Raw genomic sequence first — 17,844 nt, forward strand, 5'->3', positions numbered from 1 at the left:
ACTTATTTGAATATTGAAAATATTTAAATCACAAAGCAGGCTGATTTTATATCAGCCTATTCTGTCTTTTAAATCGTAATCGTGCTGCCTGCGGAGATTTTCTTTGCTTCTCCATATTTTGCCCGTTTAATGAATTGCCCTGCCCCAGCTTGACCTGTAAACAGTTTATTTTTAATGACAAACTCTCCTCTGGACAAAACAGACACAGGCTCACCTGTTACTTCCATACCTTCAAAAGGATTATAGTCGACAGCCATATGATGTGTTTCTGCAGAGATAACCCGCTTTACATCAGGATCAAAAATGACTAAATCTGCGTCAGAACCGACGGCGATTGTCCCCTTTTGCGGATAAAGACCAAACAGCTTTGCTGCTTTTGTTGACATGATATCCACAAACTGGTTAAGAGATATCCGTCCACCAACAACACCCTCTGAGTATAAAATACTGACACGGTCCTCAATAATTGGACCGCCATTCGGGATTTTAGAGAAATCATCTTTGCCTAAATCCTTCTGTCCTTTAAAGTCAAAAGAGCATTGGTCAGAGCCGAGAGTCTGGAGCTGGCCTGTTTTTAAAGCATTCCACAGAATTTCCTGATTATGCTTTTCTCGAAGCGGCGGTGACCAAACATATTTCGCACCTTCAAAATCAGGCTTCTCTAAATAGGATTGATCGAGCACTAAATACTGGGGACATGTTTCTCCCCAAATATCAATTCCGCTATTTCTTGCGGCTGCGATTTTTTCTGCCGCCTCGGCACAGCTTACATGCACAACATACAGCTGTGATTTTGCCAGCCCTGTTAATGCTGCTGCCCTGCCTGTCGCTTCTCCCTCTGCTTCCGGCGGCCTTGTTAAGGCATGATAAATAGGCGCTGTATTGCCTTCTTGCAATGCTTTTTTCACTAAATAGTCGATTACATCGCCGTTTTCAGCATGAACCATCACTAATGCGCCCAATTCCTTGGCTGCAAGCAATGTTCGAAAAAGAGTCTCGTCATCTGCTTGAAACTGGTTTTTATATGCCATGAACACCTTTAAGGAAGTAATTCCTTCCTCATTAATCATCGCAGGCAGCTCGTTCAAGGCAGCTTCATTTGCTTCCACAATTTGAAGATGAAAGCCATAGTCTATGACCGCTTTTTCCTTTGCTTTTGCATGCCATGCTTCTACTGCAGCCTTTAAAGGCTTACCTTTTGTAGTTAGACAAAAGTCGATAACTGTTGTTGTTCCGCCGAAGGCTGCCGCCATTGTTCCTGTTTCAAAATCATCCTTTGTGACAGTGCCTCCGAATGGCATATCTAAATGGGTATGCGGGTCAATTCCCCCTGGAAAAATATACGAGCCAGCTGCATCAATAATCTCTGCCCCGGTTTCATCCAATTGACTGCCAATTTGGGCGATTATGCCATTTTCTATACATAGATCTGCCTGATACGTATCTGCTGCTGTCACGATTATTCCATTTTTAATGATTTTTCTCATCAATCACCGCTCCTCGTAGTTTTTTATGGACGAACAGAATTTGCTAATGCACCTAATGCGCCTTGGCGCTCGTTCCAAGTCATTGGCGGAAGTCCATTTTGCATCTGAACCATATCAATCGCCCCTTCCACAGGGCATACAATAGAACATAGATTGCAACCGACACAATCTTCCTCTCTCACTTTTAAATAGCTCATGCCGCTTGCGTCCTTTAGCATATCAATGCATTGGTGAGAAGTATCTTCACAAGCGATATGGCATTTATTGCAATTGATACAAACATCATTATTGATTTTGGCAACAACGCTGTAGTTGAGATCCAAGTCGCCCCAGTCAGAATACTTCGGCACTGACTTTCCGACTAAATCCATGACAGATGACAGTCCCTTTTCCTCTAAGTAGAAGTCGAGCCCTTCTATCATATCCTCGACAATTCGGAATCCGTGGTGCATGGCGGCCGTGCAAACTTGCACACCTGTGGCACCCATCAGCATGAATTCGACTGTATCTCGCCAGCTCGATATCCCCCCAATACCGGAAATCGGCACATTGATATGCGGGTTGCGGGCACATTCTCCAACCATATGAAGGGCGATTGGCTTGACGGCTGGTCCGCAATAGCCGCCATGGGCGCCTTTCCCAGCAACATGGGGAATTGTTTCCCATGTGTCAATATCAACACCTGCCAAGCTGTTAATGGTATTGATCATGCTGATGGAATCGGCGCCGCCATGAACAGCTGCTTCAGCTGTTGCGGTAATGTCTGTAATATTTGGAGTAAGCTTGACAATAACAGGTGTTGTGGCAACTTCCTTCGCCCAGTATGTCTGCTTTTCAACCAGTTCAGGCACTTGGCCTGAAGCGGCTCCCATCCCCCGTTCTGCCATACCGTGAGGACAGCCGAAGTTCAGTTCAAGCCCGTCAACGCCGACAGCCTCCACTCTTTTCACAATTTCATGCCATTTATCCTGCTGCGGTTCTACCATCAAGCTTGCTATAATCGCATGATTTGGGAATCTTTTTTTCGTTTCATAAATTTCCTTCAAGTTTACTTCTAATGGTCGGTCTGTAATGAGCTCAATATTGTTAAAGCCTGCCACTCTTTGCCCATTAAAGCTGACTGCAGCAAATCTCGAGGATACATTTAATATCGGGTCACCGAGTGTTTTCCAGACAGCTCCTCCCCAGCCAGCTTCAAACGCACGCTGCACTTGATAGCCTGAATTAGTTGGGGGAGCGGACGCAAGCCAGAACGGATTAGGTGATTTAATGCCTGCTAAATTAATGCTTAAGTCTGCCATAAACGACCTCCTAGTTTTAGTAAAAAGGCATGCTTATTTAAGCTGTCTCTGCTGTTTCTTGAGTCAGTTTCCTGTGAATCGCATAAGCACTTTCCTTCCCTTGCTGTGCGGCAGACACAACCATTGCCTCTCCCTGTCCTTTGCCAAAAATCGCATCTCCGCATGCAAATACCTTTTCGTTAGAAGTTTGATAAGAATTTAAATTAATAGAAATGACTCCGCCATCATGATCAAGTTCAAATTGCTCAATCAGGGGCAAATGACGTGATTGCCCAATCGCCTTTATTACGACGTCAACATCAAGCTTGAATTCCGAACCACAGACAGCTGCGGGCTTAGAGCGGCCATGCTCGTCAGGCTCGCCAAGCTCCATTTTCACACACTCCAGAGCTGTGACGTTGCCAGCCTCATCGCTGATAATCGTTTGAGGAGCTGTCAGCCACTTAAACTCTACTCCATCTTGTTTAGCAAATTCGTATTCAAATCGATAGGCGGTCATTTCCACTGCTGTCCGACGATATACAATCTGAACTTGCTCTGCTCCGAGGCGGACAGAACAAGTAGCAGCATCAATCGCTGTGTTTCCTGCCCCGATAACTGCTACTTTCTTTCCGACTAAGTGATTCGTAATGGGCTTTGTCTTTGTTTCCTTCACGAATTCAATGGCATCATACACACCATCCAGGTTCTCACCAGCTATATTCAAGTCAGGGACATTCGCCATCCCTATTGCCAAGAGAACAGAATCATAGTTTTCGAGAAGAGCACTCGCAGAAATATCAGTGCCTACTCTTGTATTTGTGCGGATTTCCACATCAAGACTCTTCACCTGCTCCACTTCCCAATAGGAAATTTCCTTCGGAAGGCGGAACGAGACAATTCCATAAGTGTTCAGCCCGCCTGCCTCCTTCTCTGCTTCAAAGATGGTCACCTTGTAGCCAAGCAGTGCAAGCTCTCTTGCCGCAGACAGGCCAGCAGGTCCTCCCCCGACAATCGCTATCCTTTTGCCATTGCTTATGCCTGCCTTAAACATTACTTGCTTATTCTTTATTGCCCAATCTGTCGCATAACGCTGGAGATTGCCAATCATGATTGGCTTTGTAGAGGAGTTCAACACGCAAGCTCCTTCACACAATTCCTCTGTCGGACATACTCTTGCACAGCTGGCACCAACAGGATTGGCTGTCATAATTGTTTTAGCAGACCCTTTCATATTTCCTGACGCGATTTTTTTAATAAAAGACGGAATATTAATTCCTGTAGGACATGCAGTAATACACGGCGCATCATAACAGTAAAGACAGCGGTTCGCTTCTTCTGTTGCCTCCTGTGCTGAAAGAGGCGGTGCTGCTTCTAAAAAATTAGCGGATAAATTTACTTTTGAAATGAGACTCATAGAAACCTCCTTATATTTAGGGAAGGATTTACTTCCTATTGATCTATTGGGTATTCTTGTTACTCGGAGTTTTATGGTAAGTCTAGGACGAAGATTCATTGGTGGAAGGAAAGCTTACAATTTTAAGGAATAGTTTCATAAATTATAATTGGTAATTATTTGTTAGTCTATATAGTATTCAATCAAGTTTAGCTTCATTACGAACAGGAGAACAAGCTCTTATCTTGCTTCATGCCAGTAATACCAATGGGAAAAGGCAAATTCCCCCATGATGGCATCCGTTATTCATTAATATTATTAATGGCAGATAATCTTACAATCTACTTACAAATATTCTCAGCCAATACTTTCTTCAATGTCCCAATCAAATACATGAGATCTGCATCTGTACTTGATAAGGGCGGACAAATGGTCAGCACATTATTGTAGCCGTCGACAGTGTCGCCATTCTTCCCAATAATGAGTCCTTCCTGCCGGCACGCTTGAACAATCTTGGCAGCAAAAGCAGACGGTGCTGGCTCTTTGCTTTGTTTATTAGCAACAAGCTCGATGCCGACAATCATTCCTAATCCGCGGACATCCCCGATGTTCGGGTGAGTCTCGGCAAGGGGCAGCAGCTCCTTGAGAAGAAAGGAGCCTTTTTCTGCTGATCTGTCTACCAGATTCTCCGCCTCGATAATTTCAAGGTTTTTCAAAGCGACAGCACAGGCGGATGGATTTCCGCCAAATGTATTGATATGGCGAAAATGGACATTCTCTTCAGTTCCTTTGAACTTCTCAAAGATTTCCTTTTTTACGGCGGTCACAGATAAAGGCAGATAGGCACTTGTCAGCCCCTTGGCCATCGTCACAATATCCGGTTTTATTCCAAAATGCTGATGACCGAATTTTTTCCCTGTTCGGCCAAACCCGCAAATCACCTCATCAATGATGAGAAGGACACCATATTTCTCGCATATCTCTTGCACCTTTTCGATATACACTTTATCTGGAATCAGAATGCCGCCGCCTGTAATTAACGGCTCCATAATAACAGCGGCGATGGTTTCCTTCTGCTCCCAGATAATTTTCTGTTCCAATTCCTCTGCCCTTAAATTACTATGCTCTTTTGCTGTCATGCCGTTAGGTCGGCGGTACGGATCGGGAGGTGCTACGTGCAGGAATCCAGACGCTAAAGGCTCATATTTATATTTCCGCAATGCCTGTCCTGTTGCAGCTAACGCTCCCATGGAACTGCCATGATAAGCTCGATGCCGGGAAATGAACTTATAGCGGCCTGAATTCCCATTTTGCTGGTGATATTGGCGGCTGATTTTAAAAGCTACCTCATTTGCTTCTGAACCGCTGTTTGAATAGAAAATCATATATTCGCCTTCCAGCCATTCATTGATTTTTTCTGCAAGCTGTATAGCAGGCAAGTGGCTCTGTGTTAACGGGGCATAGCAAAGCTCCTTCATCTGCTCAAATGCTGCTTGGGCGAGCTCCTCCCTGCCGTATCCGATATTCACACACCAAAGCCCTGACATACCGTCCATATACCTGTTCCCTTCATGGTCAGTCAGCCATGCCCCCTCTCCTTTAGCTGTTATCATTGCCGGCTTTTCCTCCACATATGGAGAGATATGATGCCAAACATTCCCTTGATCCTTTTCAGTCCATGAAGCAGTTCGCAGCTGATCCATTTTAATAACCCCTTTCTTTGTGCCCGTGCCCCTCCAATTGGATTGACGGCAAGCCATTTTTTAAGATAGTATCTAATTTACAGATTATTTAAATAATTGTCATTTAACATCATGTAACATAGTAAGCTAAATCATTTAACAAAAGTGGGGGCTAAAGTGATGAAGATGATGCTGACAGTTGAGGATGTTTTGCAGCGCAAGCCATTTCATTCTGCAAAGGTACTTGCAGGGAGGAAAGGACTAAACCGTCCCGTGAAGTGGTCTCATATATTAGAAGTTAATAATGCAGAGGAATTTGTAAACGGCGAGGAGCTGATTTTAACGACAGGCATGAATCTGCAGTACGGTCAAAAAAGTCAGTTAGCTTATATAGAAAAGCTGATTAAGCTGAATACTGCTTGCATATGTATCGAGCTTGGCTCCTCCATACTTGGGATTGCACAAGATGCACTGGCACTTGCAGAGATGCATGATTATCCTGTTATTGTGTTTGAAGAAACAGTCAAATTTGTCGAAATCACGCAGGATTTGCATACTGCAATCATTAATAGTCACCACGAAATGCTGACTGACCTTGACCGGCTGTCAACGGAATTTCACTCCCTTTCCTTGCAGCCTAACGGCATCATGAAAATATTGCAGGCTGTTTACCAGTATTTTCACAAGCCAGCCTGCTTTCTCTCACCAGACTCTATTCAATATTATCCAGTTAATAAAAAGGAAGCTGCGTTTTTTATAAAGGAACTAGACTTAGAGAATCGGCCATATATGGAGCATAATGATGACATCCTTCTTTCAGCAGCAGTTCGGATGTTTGACCAGGTGTGGGGCTATATCGTCTTAATGGAAGCTGATCAAATCCATTATGATTTCTCCACACTTGTACTTGACCGAGCGGCAACTGCCATATCACAAGTGACTCTGCGCTATAAAGAATTAGCAGAAAAAAAGCATTGTTTAGAAGAGGATTTCATTCGCTCCTGCTTGTCCAACGACTCTGTCAACTTTAATCGTTTTCATTCTATCTTGCCTACCTATTATGCAAATGCAGCTTACCGGCTTCTGTGTATTCCAACACATCAAAACCAGCTTAGCTTCATGAACAGCAAAGCGGATTTTCAAAACACGCATACGGCGATGATGCTGCGGACATTATTGCAAAAGGAAGGATATTCTCCTATCATTTCAGTTCATCCACATGAAATTATTTGTATCATCTTCTCTAGTCCCAGTAATGTAAATACTAATGGCCAATGGGAAAAGCTCCGTGTAAAGCTGACTCAGCTGTGTGCTAAACTTTTGAATGGTCAATTATTTGGAATAAGCTCGTCTTACTCGAGCCTTGAGCTTGTGACAAAGGCTTATGAAGAGGCAAATGACGTCCTGCATTTACGAAAACAGGCCGAAACAATCAGCCCTTTTTTCGACAATCTCGGCATATACCGGCTGTTGCTCCCCCTTCAGAAAACAGGGGCATTACAGCGCTATATCGAGGATTATATAGGAGGAATTATTGAATATGATAAGGTGAATAACAGCGAGCTCCTCAAAACATTGGCCGTGTACTTTGAGTGCAACGGCTCCAGAAAGATGGCGGCAGAAAGGCTGTTTATCGTCAGGCAAACCTTGTATCACAGGCTGGAGAAATTACGGAGTCTCCTTGGCGATGGGTTTACTGAGCCAACGAGCCGCTTGGCTTTAGAAGCAGCAATTAAAGGCTATGAACTTGAAAATAGCCTTCGCAAAAAGCAGGAAAATCTGCTGATTCACGAAGGCCGGAACTAATTTACGTACATTGGAAGGAAGAAATGCGGTCTGCATCTGTTCCGTAATACACCCAGCGGTTATTTCTCCAGCGCCATCCAGCAACAGAAGTTCTGCCGATATAAGTAGGATAGAACCAGAATGAGTTGCCATTGCGCAGCCACACATAAGTGTAGCGGAATCTGCATCTTCTCATAGAACCAGGATCAACTGCATACAGCTGTGGTCCTTGTGGTCCCTGAAGCTGCGGTGTAAAGGTAGGCGGCGGTCCTGATGGAGGACCATATTGGTCGCCTCCTGAACCTCCTCCAAAATCCGGCTGGAAAGAAGGTCCCCCAAAATCCGGCTGGAAGGAAGGTCCTCCTGGAGAAAATGGCGGCGGACCGCTCGGAGGACCACCAGGAATAGGAAAGAAAGATCCTCCTCCGATTTGGTTTAAACGATATGGATCTTGTTCATTTGCAACATTGTATGGATTAATAGGCGGATAATACATGCATAATCCCCTTTCAGTTTTTATGCTTTACTGTATGCTGCCCGCCTAATTTGGTGCCCGTACCGTTATAAGAATCAACATTTAAATATTTAAAACGCTTTCATTAATTCAAGCAAAGCCATGGATTCTAATTTTGTTATTTTCTATGTCTACAAAATAAAACTCATAGTATGTGGGGAATGGATTGTCAACAGGACCGACCAGCACACCCTTTTCCTTTAGCTGCTCATGTGCCGCAAAGATGTCATCAGCTTGCAAATCAAGGCAATCATTGACTGGAAGCTGGTTTATTGGATTTCTCAAATAACGGTTGCATAAGGCCAATTTTGTATATTCATTTATGGTAAAGAAATAGGCGGCATCATGTCTTTCTGTAGGTTCCAGCTCTAAAATATAAGAATACCACTCTACAGCACTCTGAAGATGTTCGACATATGTCCAGATGACTACCTTGCCATTAATCATCGTTTTTGGGATAAACACTTCACTCAACCTTATCTCCTCCCCATTTTATTCTTCTTTTTTATGTACGTTATCTCTATGCTTCCTCCTCTCTTTCTTAACTATATGCTGTTAAACGATGTATTTTACATAAAAAACATAAAAGGATAAGCCTTTAAGCAACAAGGCTAAAACAACAGCTTAATGATGAGCCAAATGACAAGAATCCAAATTGGTATTGATATAATGGTGCCCCAAAAGCAGCCTGCAGCAAATGATTTTTTCACTAAATTTCATCCTTTTTATCCTAGACTGTTTTTGCTTCCTCTTTCTTTTTAAGCTTTTTCTTAAATATCGCTCCTAATACAAACAGCATCCCAGGCAGTCCTATGGCAATGCTGAGGCTGACAAGAACCCATTCCTTCTCAATGATGCCCATTGCCCGATGATGACTGCCTATCATCCAATAGCTAAAGGCACTTAGAACAAGACCAACAGGAATGATTACAGGACGATAATCCTTTAAGCCGATGATTTTTTGAACAGCTATAGAGGAGCATAAAAACGTCATCATAATTTGTGTTAAAATGGACAGCGCGAAAAAGGCAATCATAATCATTTCATAACGGTGCAAAAATAGACCGATTTCGGCACTTCTGGCCATTTGCATACAAGACACAATATATTGTGCAGCAACTTCTGGCGACAGAACACCAACCTCTAAAATCGGCCACATGACGATGATGACACCGCTGAAAATCAACCCAGACGTACTTGATCGAATCCATGTCGCACTATCTCTGACAAGGGGAAGAATCATACAAGCCATCATTGTCGCCATTGCCCAGTCTGCATCATGATGCCTGCTTGCCCATAATGTTGAGAAGAAGCCGGAGTCAAAGGTTGGCTGCAGCTCTTTAATATCAAATTCACTAATCGATCCTGCCAGAAGCAAAATATTCAACGCCATCACAGAGAAAACACCGATAAGCGCCATTCTTGCAATTACTTCTATGCCAAAATGAATGGCATATGACCCAATTAGAAAGGCAGCAACAATGAACAAAATAGTATGAGCTTCAGGCAAAAAATAATCTTTCAAATGGTAAACGAAAGTAGCCATTATCGTGCCATATGCACCTAAGAAAAACAAAAATACAAGGGCTGCGACCCCTTTGCCAATCCATTTTCCTAGTATCTGTCCATACTGATCAATCATATCTCCATTCGGGAGCCGCTTAATCGCAAAAATCACAATTGCCATAATGACAATGCCCTGAATCGAAGAAAATATCGTGGATATCCATATATCTCCACCCACTTCCCTTGCCATAATGCCTTGTGTCAGTCCAATTGACTTCGCATAAAGCATATTAATAATCAATGCCATGAACATGCCATTTGTTATTTGTACTTTCATTCTTCCTTTTTCTCCTTTTTGCCTGATGTTGTCGGCTTATAAAGCAGGGATCCGCTCTCTACTTTTGCACTAACCTTTAAATTTATCTTTACAGTTGGAAATACTTCATCCCAAGAATTAGCATAATGCTTCCACTCATATGGATATTCGTTTTGAAAAACCTTCCCTAGTTCCAATACATCTGCTCCGTAATCTTTTTGGATTTTATCCACTGTTGTCTTTATTTGACTTGTCAGCTCTTTTTCCACATTGTCTTCGAGCTTCTTTACATGCTTTTTATTAGACAGGTCAAGAGAACAGCCTGCTTCCACAACGCGGATATGCGCTTTAAAGGACGCATCATAGCTGATGTCACCATCCTTATATTTTGGCTTCACGTTAAAGGATTGATTTGTTAACTCCACACTTAGAGGCGTATTTGAATCATCAGGACAGCTCACTACTGCCACACCTGAATCGAGCTTTTCTCTGAACAAAACCAGCCCTCTCAACTCTTCTGGCTTCAATGTTCCCACAAGCTTATCCCCTTTAAAAATACCGGCCCCTGCTAAGACGACCTGCTTCGTTTGTGCTCCTTTATCAGGTGCTTTATTGTCAATTTTACTCGTTTCAAAGGCAACCCTCGCAAGCAGCGGCTCTGTCGACTCACTTAAATAAGCACTTAACAAGTCCATAATCACTGTTCTCGGCGCCTGATTAGATATAGTTGTGTAGCGAAACAGCTTTGCGAGCGCTTCGCCTGGGATTACTTCAAGACTTGTAACGGTAGAAATGACTTCATTCGCTTTCTCTGGTGTTACAGTTACCCATGTTCTCATTCTTAGTTCAGGGTTACGTGTGAAGAAATCGATAACATCCCCGATTCCTTCCTTCGCTACCTCCTCATTAATGACAATAATAAAGTTATGAGCCCAAAAAACCCTTCGTGATGACATGCTCGACATTTGACGGATTGCTTCAAAAATCGATGAGCCTTCTGTTTCCACCGTCCAAACTGGCTCTCCTGATTGACCTGATGGTGCTCCTGTCTGGCCCCGGGCATCTGCAGGTCTGGCTACTTGGGCTGTTACCTTAACTGTCCCTTCCTTTTCTCCTTTATCAAGGCCAACTGCCATCACTAAAGCTAAATCGCTAATTTCCCGCTTGCCCGAGCATGCCCCAAGCAAAAGAACAACAGACAGCAACGCATGAAAAAGGATGATTTTTTTCATCATTTCTCATCCCCTTTTCCTTTTGGTGACTTTCGTCTCTTCAGCTGTTTAATGCCTGTCCCACCGCTGTCCTCTTTCGTTTCTGACTGCTGTTCGGCATTGCTCTCCGGCTCCTTCCGCTCAGAGGTTTCCTCTGCCTTCGTATGGGTGCTTTCTCCATGCTCATCTCCTTTTGGAGGCTGAGGCAGCTGGCTTTCCCCAATCTTAGAAGTATCATTGTCTGCTAATTGAGGGCGCTTCTTCATTGCCCACCATGGCATGCGGAAAATAGTATCCTTCTGGTCCTGCGGCTGAAAAGGCGTTGCTGGTGCTAAGTAGGATTCGCCAAATGAGCGGATGCTTAAGGCGTGAATTGCTATAAGTGCAAACATTGATGCAAAGCCAAGCAATCCTAATGTTCCTGATGCAATTAACAACGGAAATCGTATCAGCCGGATTGAATAAGAGGCTGAGTAGTTCGGAATTACAAAAGAGGATATCCCGGTTGTCGCCACGATAATGACCATAAATGGTGACACGATGCCGGCCTGAACAGCTGCTTGCCCAATAACAAGAGAACCAACGATGCTCACAGCCGAGCCGACTGGTTTTGGCATGCGCAAACCAGCTTCCCGCATCAGCTCAAAGGTCAGCTCCATCAACAACGCTTCCAGCAAGACAGGAAAGGGGACAACCTCACGCCCTGAAGCGATTGTTAACGCGAGAGGGGTTGGAATCATCTCTTGATGAAAGCTGACAAGCATCACATAAATCGACGTCAATGTTAAGCTGAGAATAAAGGCTGTATAGCGGACAATTCGAAAAAAGCTTCCTGCCATGAAACCTAAATAATAATCATCGCTCGCCTGCAGGAACTCCCAGAAATAAGTTGGTACAACAAGAACAAAGGGTGTATTATCAACAAAAATCGCCACCCTGCCCTCTAGAAGCGAGGAAGCGACCTTATCAGGACGTTCGGTGCTCATGATGGTCGTGAAAGGAGATAATGGTGCGTCCCTTATCAGCTCCTCAATATAACCGCTTTCTAATATGCCATCAATATCAATTCTATTCAGACGTTCCTTCACTTCATCGACAAGCCCTTTTTTAACAATTCCATTTATATAGGCAATATTGATGTCTGTTTTCGTACGTTTCCCTGCATTCAGCTCTTCGAGACGAAAGCCTGTATCTCGTATCCTTCTTCTCACAAGAGCAGTGTTAACTCGAATGCTTTCTGTGAAGCCATCCCGCGGACCGCGCACAACTTGCTCTGCCTGAGGCTCTGATACTCCTCTTTGCGCCCAGCCTTTTGTCGGCACTTGAAAGGCTTTGTTGCAGCCTTCAACAAGCAGCACTGTGTCACCAGATAAAATCGATTTTATAGCACTCTCAAGCTCTGTCGTTTCAATGAAGTTAGTGTTCATAAGAACATGCTCTTCTAAGAGCCTCTCAATATCACGAGTATCCAAGTCATTGCGGATAATGACCTCATTTCCTTCAAACATCAGGGATTGCACTATCTTTTCAATAATTTGCGTATTTACTAAACCGTCAATATAAAAACAAGCAGCATGAACATCCTTTTTTTCTAAAAAGGTTACTTTCCGTTCAATAAAATCGGCACTGCCGCCAAGAAGCTCCTTAATGATGGAACTGTTATAGGTTAGTGAATAGGTGAAATCTCGCTGAGGTGTATTATTTGCTACCATTATTCATCATCCTTTAATCTGCGTATCATTCACAGCTTCTTTTATCCTTCATAACCAACTGTATGCCGTTCTATTCTTTTTGTTGAAAAATGTATAATTATGACTGCTTTTGTTGATTAAATAGAATATAGTTCCAATTGCTATAATAGAATTTTACTTATTAAGGAGTATTTGCCAATGAATTTATATCATACATGGATTTACGAATATGTCCTCAATGCCAAGTGGTTCATCTGGGTGATTGTCTACACCGTGCTTGCCTTAAACGTCATGGCACCTGTGATTATTTGGGGACTGATGAATGGCACTGCTTTAAAAAAATGGGGAAAGATGATTGTGGAGAAAACAAAAAAGAAAATGAAGCAAAAGAATCTCGAATCCTAATCTTTGCTTCATTTTCCACCTTTTATTTTATTAAATTTTTTGCAAAACCTTTTCATTCACAGACGGACGGCCGATGGAGTGGTAATGGACTCCAGCTTCTTCTGCCTCCGCAAGTGCATAGCAGTTCCTGCCGTCGTATACGTGCGGCGTTTTCATATTTTCTGTAAACAAAGTTAAAGGAGCATTCTTGATTTCCGGCCACTCTGTAAACACAAAGCAAATATCTGCATCCTGCAACGCTTCTTCTATGGTTGATGCAAAAGCCACTTCGGTCGGGTAGATTTTTTTGAAATTCTGTTCTCCTACCGGATCATAGACATGCACAGATGCGCCTTCGTTCAAAAGCAAGCGAACATTCGGAATAGACGGAGCTTCTCGCAAATCATCTGTTCCCGGCTTAAAAGTGACACCTAAAACAGCCACCTTCAAGCCAGCAAAACTGGCAAAGTCTTTCCTTGCCTTTTTGATGAGCTTAAACTTCTGCTTTTCATTAACCTCAATCGCTGCCTTCACAGTGCGAAGAACATAGCCTTCTTCCTCAGACAGCCAGTGCAGCGCCTTCGTATCCTTCGGGAAGCATGAGCCACCGTAACCAATACCAGCCTGCAGAAATTTGTCCCCAATCCGGCTGTCCATGCTCATCCCTTTCGTAACATCATCAATATTAGCACCAACTGCCTCACATAGATTGGCAATATCGTTCACAAAGGAGATTTTAAGTGCCAGAAAGTCATTGGACGCATACTTGACCATTTCCGCACTGCGGCGACCCATATTAAGAATTGGCTGCTGGAACGGCTGGTAAATTTGTGTTAAGAGCTGTCTTGCATTCTCTGATTCTGTACCGATAACGATTCGCGATGCATGAAGTGTGTCTCTGACAGCAGTGCCTTGTGCCAAAAACTCCGGATTTGCGGCTACCTCAACGTTTATATCACGCTTCACATGCTCTTTTATAAATGCTTCGACCTTATCGTTTGTACCGATTGGAACAGTCGATTTAATCACTACTAAACAGTCTCTTTGGATATTTTCGGCTATTTGTCTGGCCACAGTGTATAAGAACGTAAGATTGGCAGAGCCATCCTCGTTTTCTGGTGTACCGACACCGATGATGATGACACTTGAATTTGCATATGCTGATTTATGGTCTGTTGTAAAAAACAGGCTGCCAGCATCCTTATTTCTGACGATCAGCTCATCTAGCTGCGGCTCATAAATAGGAGAGATGCCATTATTCAATAAATCAATCTTATCCTGAATGGGATCAACACATGTCACTACATGGCCTGCTTCTGCCAAACATACGCCAGTCACTAATCCTACATACCCTGTTCCTGCTACTGTAATCTCCATTCGATCGAAACTCCCTCATCTTTTTATTGTCTATAAACCCGATTGCAATCTTTTCCCTTCATTTTAGCAGTGGCTTGTAAAGCTAATTCGTCATCTTTGTAAAGGTTGTATGAACTAACCCTATCGCCTAAGGCAAACAACAGCTATCATGGCAATTACCTAGTTTTCACACCCACTTCTTTTGTCTAAAATAGATTTCCACTATTCGCAGCCTGTTAATATTTCTTATATATTGAAAGCACCTAGGAAACTAACAAGAAAAAGCGCTTTTTCGGAAGGGATTTTCTGTTGAATGACAAGGACTATCAATTGTTAACCGAACAGTATACACCGATGATTCACCATTTGCTGAAAAAAATATCTATCTATAAAAATAAAGAAGAGTTTTTGCAAATTGGCCTTATCAGCATCTGGGAAGCATGGCAGAACTATAAAGAAGATAAAGGAAAGTTTCACTCTTATTTGTATATGTATATGAGAGGAAGATTTCTCGATGAACTGAAACGCCGTTCTAAAGAGGAACAGCAGACTGTATACCCTGAGGAGGCATTTTGGGAAACGGCTGGAAGTCACATGCTGACTCTAGATGAGCACTATATTCAAACATTGTGCAGTACACTTACTGCAAAAGAAGCAAAGTGGGTCACCTATTTTTCCATCCAGCAGTTAACAATAGCTGAAATTGCTGCAAAAGAGCATGTCAGCATGTCAGCAGTGAAGGCTTGGAAAAAAGGTGCGGTAGAAAAGCTGCGTAAAATTCTTGCCCAGCAAATGTAAAAAGGACGGCTCGGGAGCCATCCTCAAGTGTTAAATCTTAAATTTATATTCACTAGCTGTTCTCATATGAAGAATAAATACCTTCAAGAGATCCTTTGTCGCTTCTAAATCCTTTATATCAATCACTTCATTTGGAGAATGTGCATATCTGGAAGGAATAGAGAGCACTCCTGTCGGTATCCCCTTACCCGCAAGGCTTAATTCTCCTGCATCTGTTCCAATTCCAGGGAACACTTCAAGCTGATAAGGAATGCTGTGTTCTTTTGCCAGTGACTGAAGCTGCTCTTTTACCTTCCTGTTAGAAATCAAGCTAAAATCCATAATTTTAATACCGGTGCCAGCACCTAAGGCAAGTGTTTTATCCATCATTTCCTCAGGAGTATCACTGACTGCTGTCGTATCAAGAGCAATTGCCACATCAGCATCCGTCTGATGGCTAACAACCCTTGCTCCCCTTAAGCCGACTTCCTCCTGAACAGTAAAGGCGCCGATAATTTCTCCTGCAAAATCAGTTGCATCAAGTTCCTCAAGCGCTTTAATTAGCACGGCACAGCCTGCTCTGTCATCAAAAGCTTTGCCGCTGATTCTTTTATCTGTTAACAGGTCGAAATGAGGCTGCCAAACAATCGAATCACCCACTTCAATCCCCAGTTCCGCTGCCTCTTTTTTGCTTGTAACACCTGCGTCTATGTATTGCTGTTTATGAGAACGAACCTTCTGCGCATCATCAAACTTCACCATATGAGCAGATATGGTGCCAATAACCCCTGAACGCAGACCTCTGCTAGTTTTGATTTGTACTCGCTGCGAAAGAAGGATTCTGTCATCATGGCCACCTAATTTCTCAAAGCGAATCAAACCATTGTCTTCTACTTTTTTGACAATAAAGCCTACTTCATCCATATGTGCAGCAACGACAATTTTTGGTCCTGGCTTGCTGCCCTTTTTCGTGACTATTAAATTACCAGCACCGTCCACTTCAATTGTATCAACAGTGCCGCGCAGGCGTGCTGCAATAAATGCCGCAACATCATCTTCAAAACCGCATGGTCCGTGCAGTGCTGTCAGTTCCTTCAATAATTCTATCACTTTGTTCCACCTCCGATAATTTCAGCCTTATTTCTATATCCGAAATAAATTCCGCCTTCCTTTATCGTAAGCTATTTTTCAGAAAAATCAATATAATAATAAAAAAAGACTGGTGTTTTTGGCACCAGCCTTTTAAACATTATATAAATAACCCAACTATTGTTGCAGTTAGAACAGATGATAGAGTTGCTGCAAGCAGCATTTTCAAACCAAATTTAGCAACAACATCCGCTTTTTCACCATTGATTGCCTGGATGGACCCAGAGATAATACCAATGGAAGAAAAGTTAGCAAATGATACTAGGAATGTGGAAACAATACCGACCGTCTTCTCAGACAGATTTGGAATCATTTCTTGGAACTGCAGCATCGCAACGAATTCGTTTGCCGCAAGCTTCGTACCCATAACAGAACCTGCATCAAGGATGTCATGGCCTGGTATACCCATAATCCAAGCGATTGGCGCAAAGATATAGCCTAGAATTCCTGTAAAGCCAATACCGAAGATTGCTGAAAAGAAAGAATTGATTAGTGCCAGTAAACCTACATAAGCAACAAGCATTGCCGCAACAATTAAAGCAACTCGTCCACCATCAAGAGCTCCTGCAGAGATTGCTCCGAAAATAGAATTCGTTGTAGAAACCTCTTTAATGTTGATTTCCTCGTCCTCTTCCTTTTTGATCGGGCAGAACAATGTAGAAATGATAAGGGCAGACAACGCATTAAGCAGCATGGCAATCAATACATACTTCGCAGGAATCATATTCATATATGAACCCATGATAGAAGCAGATACACTTGCCATTGCAGAAGTCGATACAACGAACAGCTTGTTGTCATTCATTTTATCCAAATGCGATTTAATCGCTAAAATAGTTTCTGACTGTCCAAAGAAAATAGAGTTAATGCTGTTGAAAGTTACAACCTTAGAAAGACCAGTAAGCTTCGCCAATGCTCCGCCGATATATTTGATAGCCAATGGCAGAACTCTAATATGAGTCAGCACAGACAATAATGTGGATGTAAAGATAATCAGCATCAGTACATTAAGGAAAAATACACTTACTCCTTCATCAACAAGACCGCCTGTAACGAAGTCGACTCCCTCATAACCAAAGCTAAGTACTTTCGACACACCATTAGAAGTAGCTTCAATAATCTTCAAGCCAAAAGTTGTCTTGAACATCACAACAGTTATTAATAATTGCATAACAATCATAATAAGAATCGCTTTAAAGTTAACGGCCTTTTTATCATTTGACAGAAGATATGACAAGCCCAATGTTAAAAGCAGCCCAATTATTCCTATTAAAATAGACATTTCCCTTTCCCTCCTGGATGTTATTCAC

Annotated in this window: 15 protein-coding genes; 3 read left to right on the forward strand and 12 right to left on the reverse strand. The window is 42.7% G+C overall.

What is annotated here, in order from left to right; translation table 11 throughout:
* Positions 1-68: 68 nt before the first annotated feature.
* The 4 genes from hydA to LXM54_RS13445 form a co-directional block, all read right to left on the reverse strand.
* Positions 69-1,487, reverse strand: a complete 1,419-nt coding sequence (hydA, locus tag LXM54_RS13430) for a dihydropyrimidinase (protein WP_233315724.1) — start codon at positions 1,485-1,487, stop codon at positions 69-71.
* 23 nt (positions 1,488-1,510) lie between these two features.
* Positions 1,511-2,788, reverse strand: a complete 1,278-nt coding sequence (gene preA, locus LXM54_RS13435; RefSeq protein ID WP_233315725.1) for an NAD-dependent dihydropyrimidine dehydrogenase subunit PreA — start codon at positions 2,786-2,788, stop codon at positions 1,511-1,513.
* A gap of 37 nt (positions 2,789-2,825) precedes the next feature.
* On the reverse strand, positions 2,826-4,184 hold the full coding sequence (locus tag LXM54_RS13440) for an NAD(P)-dependent oxidoreductase (protein ID WP_233315726.1): 1,359 nt from the start codon (positions 4,182-4,184) through the stop codon (positions 2,826-2,828).
* Positions 4,185-4,504: 320 nt separating this feature from the next.
* Positions 4,505-5,866, reverse strand: coding sequence for an aspartate aminotransferase family protein (locus tag LXM54_RS13445; protein ID WP_233315727.1), 1,362 nt, complete (start codon positions 5,864-5,866; stop codon positions 4,505-4,507).
* A gap of 159 nt (positions 5,867-6,025) precedes the next feature.
* Here LXM54_RS13445 and LXM54_RS13450 point away from each other — a divergent pair, with 159 nt between their 5' ends.
* Positions 6,026-7,651 carry a PucR family transcriptional regulator gene (locus LXM54_RS13450; RefSeq protein WP_233316136.1) on the forward strand — a complete coding sequence of 542 codons (1,626 nt, stop codon included), beginning with the start codon at positions 6,026-6,028 and terminating at the stop codon, positions 7,649-7,651.
* 1 nt (position 7,652) lies between these two features.
* Here the strand turns inward: LXM54_RS13450 and LXM54_RS13455 are convergent, their stop codons facing one another.
* The 5 genes from LXM54_RS13455 to LXM54_RS13475 all read right to left on the reverse strand — a co-directional run bounded on the left by LXM54_RS13455 (position 7,653) and on the right by LXM54_RS13475 (position 12,889).
* Positions 7,653-8,126 (reverse strand): hypothetical protein, encoded by a 474-nt coding sequence (locus LXM54_RS13455; RefSeq protein WP_233315728.1) that lies wholly within the window; start codon positions 8,124-8,126, stop codon positions 7,653-7,655.
* A gap of 108 nt (positions 8,127-8,234) precedes the next feature.
* A complete protein-coding gene (locus tag LXM54_RS13460) occupies positions 8,235-8,618 on the reverse strand; it encodes a VOC family protein (protein ID WP_233315729.1) in 384 nt (127 codons plus the stop codon).
* Positions 8,619-8,874: 256 nt separating this feature from the next.
* Positions 8,875-9,987, reverse strand: a complete 1,113-nt coding sequence (locus tag LXM54_RS13465; protein WP_233315730.1) for a GerAB/ArcD/ProY family transporter — start codon at positions 9,985-9,987, stop codon at positions 8,875-8,877.
* On the reverse strand, positions 9,984-11,201 hold the full coding sequence (locus tag LXM54_RS13470) for a Ger(x)C family spore germination protein (RefSeq protein ID WP_233315731.1): 1,218 nt from the start codon (positions 11,199-11,201) through the stop codon (positions 9,984-9,986). The genes LXM54_RS13465 and LXM54_RS13470 overlap by 4 nt, the downstream gene beginning before the upstream one ends.
* Complete coding sequence (locus LXM54_RS13475; protein ID WP_233315732.1) at positions 11,198-12,889, reverse strand: spore germination protein; 1,692 nt, start codon at positions 12,887-12,889, stop codon at positions 11,198-11,200. Before LXM54_RS13475 ends, LXM54_RS13470 begins: the two co-directional genes overlap by 4 nt.
* Positions 12,890-13,066: 177 nt before the next feature.
* Between LXM54_RS13475 and LXM54_RS13480 the strand changes: the two genes are divergently transcribed.
* Positions 13,067-13,273, forward strand: coding sequence for a hypothetical protein (locus tag LXM54_RS13480; protein WP_233315733.1), 207 nt, complete (start codon positions 13,067-13,069; stop codon positions 13,271-13,273).
* A 30-nt stretch (positions 13,274-13,303) separates the two neighbouring features.
* Here the strand turns inward: LXM54_RS13480 and LXM54_RS13485 are convergent, their stop codons facing one another.
* Entirely contained in the window at positions 13,304-14,629 is a 1,326-nt protein-coding gene (locus LXM54_RS13485; RefSeq protein ID WP_233315734.1) for a UDP-glucose dehydrogenase family protein, read from the reverse strand.
* 288 nt (positions 14,630-14,917) lie between these two features.
* Here LXM54_RS13485 and LXM54_RS13490 point away from each other — a divergent pair, with 288 nt between their 5' ends.
* Positions 14,918-15,406: a sigma-70 family RNA polymerase sigma factor gene (locus tag LXM54_RS13490; protein WP_233315735.1), complete on the forward strand. Its 489-nt coding sequence runs from the start codon at positions 14,918-14,920 to the stop codon at positions 15,404-15,406.
* 30 nt (positions 15,407-15,436) lie between these two features.
* On the opposite strand, the gene LXM54_RS13495 is transcribed toward LXM54_RS13490, so the two are convergent.
* Together LXM54_RS13495 and LXM54_RS13500 are read right to left on the reverse strand one after the other, a co-directional pair.
* A complete protein-coding gene (locus LXM54_RS13495; protein ID WP_233315736.1) occupies positions 15,437-16,495 on the reverse strand; it encodes a M42 family metallopeptidase in 1,059 nt (352 codons plus the stop codon).
* Between the two features lie 139 nt (positions 16,496-16,634).
* Positions 16,635-17,816, reverse strand: coding sequence for a NupC/NupG family nucleoside CNT transporter (locus tag LXM54_RS13500; protein WP_233315737.1), 1,182 nt, complete (start codon positions 17,814-17,816; stop codon positions 16,635-16,637).
* Positions 17,817-17,844 lie beyond the last annotated feature (28 nt).

It is taken from the genome of Bacillus sp. Au-Bac7 (genome assembly GCF_021341655.1).
Classification (GTDB): Bacteria; Bacillota; Bacilli; order Bacillales; family Cytobacillaceae; genus Niallia.